The following is a 7,537-nucleotide window of genomic DNA, read 5'->3' on the forward strand; positions in this document are numbered from 1 at the left end:
CCATCCGTATCTTGACCAGGCATTTGAAAAGCCGATCCTGCATACCGACTCCCTGGCGAGTTACACTTCGGAGAAGTTCTTTGCCTTCAGCCGGGTGATGGTGGAAGCAAAGGAAGACCCTGTTTTGCATAAGCAATCCTTCAGCGGGTCCTTCAGCATCAGGTCTCCCCTGAATTATTTGCCCATTTACAGAGAACTGCAAGATGGCCAGGCATTCTTTGTGGTCAGCTTTTTTGCCGACAGGAAAGAGCCGGTCCATATCCGGGTGCCCTTCTCATTGAAAGATGTGGATACGGTTTCACAGCAACTTAGTATAAATGTGCCCGTTAGTTTGGAGCCTGATAATTATATTGCCAGGATCGGTATCAGCACATCCATTCCAGGCTGTTACTCGCTGAATTCAACCAGTTATGAGTTTGATGTAAAATGAGGTAAAGCCCTTACTGAATAAGGGTTTGAATATCCGCATCGTTTTGAAGGTTATTCATCTGCCGCATTACCCAGGGATATTTTCCGGCCACATAATTACTCAGCGGTTTCACGGTATATTTCTTTGGATTGGGCAGGCATGCTGCGATCATGGCGGCTTCCTGCCGGGTGAGTTGTTTGGCGGTTTTCTTGAAATAATTCTGTGCGGCAGCTTCGATGCCAAAGATACCGGGGCCCATTTCCGCAACGTTGAGGTATACTTCAAGGATGCGCTTTTTGCCCCAGATGGTTTCTATCATGAAAGTGAAATACACTTCCAGTCCTTTCCGGATCCAGCTTCTGCCCTGCCAGAGAAAAACGTTCTTGGCCACCTGCTGGCTGATGGTACTGGCGCCGCGCACCCTTCCGGGCTTGCGTTTATTGTATTCCATCGCTTTTTCTATATGCTTCCAGTCGAACCCGCTATGATCAGGATAGAGCTGATCTTCGGAGGAGATCACCGCCAGTTTTGCATAAGGGCTCATTTCCTTCATATCCACCATATCTCTTTTCAGTCCGTTGCCAGTGATCCAGCTTCCCAGTTGAGTGAGCGTGATGGGAGGATCCACCCATTTCAACAGAAAGATGTAGAACAATTGGAAAACGAAAAGGAAAATAAACAGGCGTTTGAGGAACCGTAAAACTCTAAGCCCCAGACCGCGGGTTTGTATTGCCATCCTTTTTGCAGCTTTGGGCTGCAAGATAATGATTCAGTCGAAGTTATTTCAGTATGGAGCCGGCCTTCACATAAACCACATTCAGTTTATTCTGGCCTTTGTCCTTTTTATCCTTTGCCTTTTGCCAGAAATAGCCTGCAGCCGCAACTCCGGCGGCAATACCCATACTTACCAGGCGGTTGTTATCGGAAAATGATTCTTTGCGGTAGATAGTATTGAATGTTTCCAGCAGAATAAATCCAACACCACCGGCAACCATCAATTTTTGAATAGTGATCTGGGAAAAGCCGGTAGGCCTTCCATACTGATCACCATCCTTTACATAATAATGGAGTATCTGCCGGTAATCGAATCCCACGCCATAATATAATGTATCCAGTGTGGAACCGAATTCAGTTCCGAACAATTTGATCTCCTGCTGACGCAGGTATACTGAGTCGTTTCTTATGATGGTGATATAACCGTGGATCTCAAAACCATTGTTCATTCGCGCAGCCATGAAGGAACCGGGCGCATAGGTCTTTACCGTTCGGTTGTTTTTTTTCTTCAGTATGATAAAATCAGATTCCTGCGAAAATGCAGCGCATGTTATGGAGAGCAGAAAGAAGATAAGTATAGATGGTTTCATGCAGACAACAAGTTAGTACAGCCGAAACTGTTTATCAACTAATGATTTGTTAAGACTGATGCATCCTTCACAAATATGGCGGTATACAGGAGTACTACACCGAATGCGACCAGGATCACACCGGTCACCTTGTTGATGATGGAAATATTATTGATGGTGAGCTTGTTCCCTAACCTGCCAGCCAGCAAAACTTTTGCCACATCGGCCACAATATTGAAGGCGATGCAGATGGAAAAAAGCAGGATCCTTTCATTGAAAGTGTATTTTGCTGCAAAGGCCGTTGCAGTGGTGATCCAGAAAAGAAGTACGCTGGGATTGAGGGTATTGATGAGGAATCCGCTGACAAAAATTTTCATCATTTCGCGTTTGCGGAATTTGATGAGTTGTCCTTCTGCGTCTGTCCGAAGCGCTACTTTTTTAAAGAAGAGGTAGAAAATTCCCATGAGCAGGAGAAAGGCCGAGCCAAAATAGGCGATTACGGTAGTGTATTCCGTGAGCTCTGCCATCAGTGCGGAAAATGCATTGGCCACCACCACCATTACAATATCACTGAGCCATACACCTGCCACAAAACTGAAGCCGCCCACATGGCCATTCACCAGGCTTTGCTTGATAATCGTAAAGATCACCGGGCCCACCGACAAGGCAAGAATACATCCTAATGTCACTCCGCTGATAATGGCCTGCCACATGCGTAATTATAAAAGGAAATAAGTTTTAAAGTGACAAGTTACATAATTATTGCACAAACTCTTTCCAGTCTTCCAGCATTTTCCCTTTCATAACACGGGGGAATTTATGCTGTCCGCCGATCTTGCCTTTGCTGTGCATGAACTCCATGAACCTGCTTTCCGGGAGGATGGTGAGGAAAACATCTTTCAATGCGCTGCCTCTTTCCACGGCATAGTCATCGTTGAGTTCTTTCAGTTTGGCATCGATCTTTTCGCGGAGGAGTTGGGCATCCACCTGGTCATCGCAGGCAACATACCACTGGTGTGCAAAGAACAATCCATGGGGAACGCCGGCAACCGTGTATTCAGGAATATGAATATTCAGTTCGTCGCTTACCAGTTTGATGGCCCTGTTCATATTATCAACACTCAGGTGTTCTCCCACCAGGCTGAGGAAGTGTTTGGTCCGTCCGGTGATGATGATCTCGCTGCGCCCGGTATCCACAAAGCGAACGGTATCACCAATCAGGTAGCGCCATGCACCAGCGGCAGTGCTGAGCAGGATGGCATAATCCTTTCCTTCTTCCACTTCATGGATCATGAGTGCTTCAGGATTTTCCACCACATTGCCTTCCGCGTCGAAGTTCTCGTCGTTGAAAGGAATGAACTCAAAGAAGATATGATCATTCAGTGCCAGACGCATGCCCTTTGCATATTGTCTGTCCTGGTAAGCTATAAAACCTTCTGATGCCAGGTAGGTTTCAATATAAGTAAGTGGTTTGCCCACCAGTTTCTCAAATCCTTTTTTATAGGGTTCGAAGCTTACGCCGCCATGAACAAAGAAGGCCAGGTTGGGCCAGATATCATGAATGGTTTTCAGATTATACCTTTCGATGATCTTTTCCATACACATCTGGATCCACGCAGGTACACCCACCACAAAACCGATATCCCAGTTGGGTGCATTTTCCACGATGGCTTCGATCTTATTGTCCCAGTCTTTTGTACGGGCGATCTTTTTCCCGGGTTTATAGAACGGAGAGAACCAGAAAGGCATTTTTTTAGCGGTGATACCGCTGAGGTCCCCTGCATAATAAGTAGGTCCTTTCTGCAGGTCAGTACTCCCTCCGAGCATGAGCCATCCTTTACCAATACTTCTTACAGAAATATCATGATAGGTGCGGAGGGAAAGCAGTTGCTTGATCATTACGATCTTGTTACCCCGCATCAGGTCATTGGTAATGGGAATATATTTGGAAGCGGCCTCTGAGGTGCCGGAACTGAGGGCGAAGAATTTGATCTTGCCTGGCCAGCAAACATCGGGTTTACCATCCAGGGTTTGTTGCCACCATTGGGCATAGATCTTACTGTAATCAAAAACAGGAACATGCTGCTGGAATTTTTTTCCTGCATGTTTACTCAGCAATAGTTCGTCAAACCGGTATGCCTGCCCGAATTCAGTGAATCGGGCCTTCTTCAGCAGTTTCTTTAATACCCTGATCTGTTGCCGCTTGGGAGAGCGCTCAGGCAATCGCAAAGCTCTTGCAATGGATCTGGGTAAGGAAATATCAATTAGCGCCATTCGGTGAAACCTGTTTGATCAGGCAAATTCAAAATTAAGGTAATAAATGGATTTTTGACAGCAATTTGAAGAGAATGACCTCTCCCTGTCTGTCTTTGGAAGCACTGCCCACTGCGCATTCCGTGCCGCTCCCGTGCACGAATGCCCGCTGACCCGGAGCCAGTTTTTCCAGGGTCCCGATCAGCTGCCGGAAACTGAACTTTTCTCCCTCACAACATATCAATACGTCTGCCTGCTGCGGGTCGTTGGTTATCTGGCGGTCTCCCAGCCCGTCAACAATTGCCTTCACAGTTTCTGCATCTCCGGTGACCGCAATTTCCTGTCCCCTGTTCAATCCCTGTTTGGGTGCAGGTTTGGATTGAAGCAGGGAGCGTATGGCGATCATCGCTTTCAGCAGCTGAACATAGAACCAGGCGCCGATGCCCCGGTAATGTTTGCGCACATAGAGGATCATTGCCTCATAGAACTGCCTCACATACCGCACATCCTTTAACGTACTTTCTCCTTTAAAATGTATAATAGTCGTTGAAGCACAATAAAAATTACGGTAGCCGGCCTGTCTTATCCGGAAACTGAGATCGATATCTTCTGCATACATGAAAAAGCGCTCATCAAATCCACCGGTGAGGTCCACCGCCTTTCTTCTCACAAACATGAAAGCGCCTGCCAGTACTTCCACTTCGTTGTTTTCTTTTTCAGGCAGGTGACCCAGGTAATAACGGGCAAATACCCGCGAAGCGGGGAACAACCTGGTCAGGCCGCTTAATTTACAGAAAGACACCCAGGGGGTAGGAAACCCCCTCTTACTTTCGGGTAAATATTTTCCGCCGCCATCCACCATTCTCACACCAATGGCGCCCAGTCCGGGCTGGCGCTGCATTTCGGCCAGGCACTCGGTAAAACTGTCTTCCGCAACAATAGTATCAGGATTCAGAAAGAGAATGTATTCTCCGCGGCTCAACTGAACGCCCTGGTTATTGGCGCGGCCGAATCCGCTGTTCTCATGATTCTCAATAAAGAATACAGAAGGGAATCTGGATCGAAGGTATTCCACGCTGTCATCCGTGCTCTGATTGTCTACAACAATCACTTCCACCTGTCCCTCACCCAATGGGGTAATAGCCTTCATTACAGAGCAGAGGCACTGCTCCAGGAAGTACTTTACGTTGTAGTTGACGATGATGACAGACAATCGCATGATGGCACGAAAATAGCCAGAATCCTCAACAAGAACTTATCTTTGCCGCATGTTAAAAGAAACCTTACTGAATGCCACCGAAGCGGGGGCCGCAGTGTTACAGCATTATTTCCAGAGCAAAAACCTGCAAATAAGCCATAAAGAAGGTATCAATAACCTGGTTACCGAAGCTGACCATGCCTCTGAAAAGGCAATACTGGACAGTATCCGGGCCGCTTTTCCGGATCATTTCATCCTCAGTGAAGAAACCGGGGAAATAGTGATGGACAGTGAGTACAAATGGATCATCGACCCCATTGATGGTACCATCAATTATGCGCATGGAATTCCCATCTGCTGCGTTTCCATCGGACTGGAGAAGAACGGTAAAATGATCCTGGGGGCTGTGTACAATCCATTCCTCAAAGAATTCTATTTTGCCGAAGCCGGCAGTGGTGCCATCCTCAACGGAGAGCAGATCCACGTGAGCATGGAAAGCGAAGTGTTGAAATCCTGTTTGGTTACCGGTTTTCCCTATACATACCTGAATCAGCCAAATGGGCCGCTGGAAGCATTCGGCCGTTTCATCCGGGCCGGTATTCCCGTTCGCCGCCTGGGTTCCGCAGCTATGGACCTCTGCTGGGTTGCCGCCGGAAGATTCGATGGTTTCTATGAGCACAAGCTCCAGGCATGGGACAGCGCAGCCGGTTTCCTGATCGTGGAAGAAGCAGGTGGAAAAGTCACAGATTTTACCGGTGCTTACTACAGCCCCCATCAGCCACAGATCGTGGCCACCAATGGAAAGATCCACGATGAGCTGTTGAAATGGATCAATGATCAGATCTAAAATCTATTGAAATGAGTGAAGAACGTAATGAATTAGCAGAATTGGGCGAGTTCGGTCTCATCCAACACCTGACCAAAAATATCGAGATCCATAATGCCTCCACCGTTCTTGGTGTGGGTGACGATGCCGCCGTCATCGATCATTTCGGTAAACAGACCGTTGTTACTACAGATATGCTGATCGAAGGAGTACACTTCGACCTGATGTATACACCGCTGAAACATCTTGGCTACAAATCCGTGGTGGTGAACCTAAGCGATGTATATGCGATGAATGCCACTCCCACACAGATCACCATCAGCCTGGGCCTCAGCAACCGTATCAGCGTGGAAGCCATTGAGGAATTCTATGAAGGTGTTTATGCTGCCTGCGAAAAATACAAAGTTGACCTCGTAGGCGGAGATACCTGCTCTTCCCGGAAAGGTTTGATCATTTCGGTTACTGCTATCGGTGAGGTAACTCCTGATCAGTTCGTAAAAAGAAGCACGGCTCAGAAAGGCGATCTGGTCTGCTGCAGCGGAGACCTGGGAGCAGCCTATGTTGGATTGCTTTTCCTGGAAAGAGAAAGAAAGATCTTTCTGGAAGCGCCCGGCGTTCAGCCCGACCTGGAGAACGAAACCTATGTGATCGGTCGACTGCTGAAGCCCGAAGCCCGCAAGGATATCATAGAGTTCCTTGAACAAAACGAGATCAAGCCCACCTCCATGATAGATGTGAGCGATGGCCTCAGCTCTGAGATCCTGCACCTCTGCACCCAGAGCGGACTGGGCGTACGTTTGTATGAAGAGAAGATCCCGATCTCCGAGGAGATGAAACGGGCCGCTTTCAAATTCGAGATCGATCCCACAGCCTGCGCACTCAGCGGCGGCGAGGATTATGAATTACTATTCACCCTCCCACAATCTGAATACGATAAACTCGTTCTAAATGAACAGATCAGCGTAATCGGTTACATGACGGAACCCGAAGAAGGCGCAAAGATCATTACCAAAGGAGGCCATTTGCACGATATCACCGCACAGGGATGGAATGCTTTCAAAGGCCGTCAATAAACGCACACGCATGCTACACAGGATGGCAGTTTTGTTGCTGGGCATAGCAGTGTTTTTCCTCACTGCCTGCTCATCCTCCAGGAAGGCGTTCAACCCCGACAGGAAATATGCTCCTGCTAAACTTCAGCAGGATTTCACCCTGTTCCGGAATATCCTGGAAGAAAGCCATCCGAGTTTATACTGGTTCACGCCAAAAGACAGTATGGACAAGAGTTTCGATGATGGTTTCCGGCAACTCAACGACTCCATGACCGAACCGCAGTTCCGCAATATTTTATCTGTGATCACGTCAAAGATCCGCTGCGGACATACCTCCATGCGGTATTCCAAAAGGTATAACAACTGGCTGGATACCGTCCGCATTCCCATGTTCCCCTTCACTGTTAAAGTGTGGGGTCCGGATTCTCTCGCGGTTGTAGGCACACTCAACCGGAA

General features: G+C 47.8%; 8 protein-coding genes and 1 pseudogene. 4 read left to right on the plus strand and 5 right to left on the minus strand.

Annotated features, from left to right (window positions below):
* Window positions 1–430: hypothetical protein (locus ACTHMC_RS28810; RefSeq protein ID WP_440418540.1), on the plus strand; the 430-nt coding region annotated here is incomplete at its 5' end.
* A 10-nt stretch (window positions 431–440) separates the two neighbouring features.
* On the opposite strand, the gene mtgA is transcribed toward ACTHMC_RS28810, so the two are convergent.
* The 5 genes from mtgA to ACTHMC_RS28835 are packed head-to-tail and all read right to left on the minus strand — an operon-like array spanning window position 441 to window position 5,224.
* On the minus strand, window positions 441–1,145 hold the full coding sequence (gene mtgA / locus ACTHMC_RS28815) for a monofunctional biosynthetic peptidoglycan transglycosylase (RefSeq protein ID WP_440418541.1): 705 nt from the start codon (window positions 1,143–1,145) through the stop codon (window positions 441–443).
* 43 nt (window positions 1,146–1,188) lie between these two features.
* Window positions 1,189–1,773, minus strand: a complete 585-nt coding sequence (locus ACTHMC_RS28820) for a hypothetical protein (protein ID WP_440418542.1) — start codon at window positions 1,771–1,773, stop codon at window positions 1,189–1,191.
* A gap of 38 nt (window positions 1,774–1,811) precedes the next feature.
* Window positions 1,812–2,465 (minus strand): LysE family translocator, encoded by a 654-nt coding sequence (locus tag ACTHMC_RS28825; protein WP_440418543.1) that lies wholly within the window; start codon window positions 2,463–2,465, stop codon window positions 1,812–1,814.
* Between the two features lie 46 nt (window positions 2,466–2,511).
* Complete coding sequence (locus tag ACTHMC_RS28830; RefSeq protein WP_440418544.1) at window positions 2,512–4,026, minus strand: GH3 family domain-containing protein; 1,515 nt, start codon at window positions 4,024–4,026, stop codon at window positions 2,512–2,514.
* Between the two features lie 34 nt (window positions 4,027–4,060).
* A complete protein-coding gene (locus tag ACTHMC_RS28835; RefSeq protein WP_440418545.1) occupies window positions 4,061–5,224 on the minus strand; it encodes a glycosyltransferase family 2 protein in 1,164 nt (387 codons plus the stop codon).
* 49 nt (window positions 5,225–5,273) lie between these two features.
* Here ACTHMC_RS28835 and ACTHMC_RS28840 point away from each other — a divergent pair, with 49 nt between their 5' ends.
* The 3 genes and pseudogenes from ACTHMC_RS28840 to ACTHMC_RS28850 form a co-directional block, all read left to right on the plus strand.
* The gene (locus tag ACTHMC_RS28840) at window positions 5,274–6,050 is read left to right on the plus strand and encodes an inositol monophosphatase family protein (protein ID WP_440418546.1); all 777 of its coding nucleotides are present in this window, start codon (window positions 5,274–5,276) and stop codon (window positions 6,048–6,050) included.
* An 11-nt stretch (window positions 6,051–6,061) separates the two neighbouring features.
* Window positions 6,062–7,102: a thiamine-phosphate kinase gene (gene thiL / locus ACTHMC_RS28845; RefSeq protein ID WP_440418547.1), complete on the plus strand. Its 1,041-nt coding sequence runs from the start codon at window positions 6,062–6,064 to the stop codon at window positions 7,100–7,102.
* A 10-nt stretch (window positions 7,103–7,112) separates the two neighbouring features.
* Window positions 7,113–7,537: pseudogene (locus ACTHMC_RS28850) on the plus strand (S41 family peptidase); the annotation flags it as partial.

This window comes from Pseudobacter sp. (assembly GCF_051955275.1).
Taxonomy (GTDB): Bacteria; Bacteroidota; Bacteroidia; order Chitinophagales; family Chitinophagaceae; genus Pseudobacter.

What these genes read in the sequence shown, in the direction of transcription:
- ACTHMC_RS28840 (WP_440418546.1), top strand. Translation starts at nt 5,274, where the DNA reads ATGTTAAAAGAAACCTTACTGAATGCCACCGAAGCGGGGGCCGCAGTG.
- ACTHMC_RS28830 (WP_440418544.1), bottom strand. Translation starts at nt 4,026, where the DNA reads ATGGCGCTAATTGATATTTCCTTACCCAGATCCATTGCAAGAGCTTTG.
- ACTHMC_RS28835 (WP_440418545.1), bottom strand. Translation starts at nt 5,224, where the DNA reads ATGCGATTGTCTGTCATCATCGTCAACTACAACGTAAAGTACTTCCTG.
- thiL (WP_440418547.1), top strand. Translation starts at nt 6,062, where the DNA reads ATGAGTGAAGAACGTAATGAATTAGCAGAATTGGGCGAGTTCGGTCTC.
- mtgA (WP_440418541.1), bottom strand. Translation starts at nt 1,145, where the DNA reads ATGGCAATACAAACCCGCGGTCTGGGGCTTAGAGTTTTACGGTTCCTC.
- ACTHMC_RS28820 (WP_440418542.1), bottom strand. Translation starts at nt 1,773, where the DNA reads ATGAAACCATCTATACTTATCTTCTTTCTGCTCTCCATAACATGCGCT.
- ACTHMC_RS28825 (WP_440418543.1), bottom strand. Translation starts at nt 2,465, where the DNA reads ATGTGGCAGGCCATTATCAGCGGAGTGACATTAGGATGTATTCTTGCC.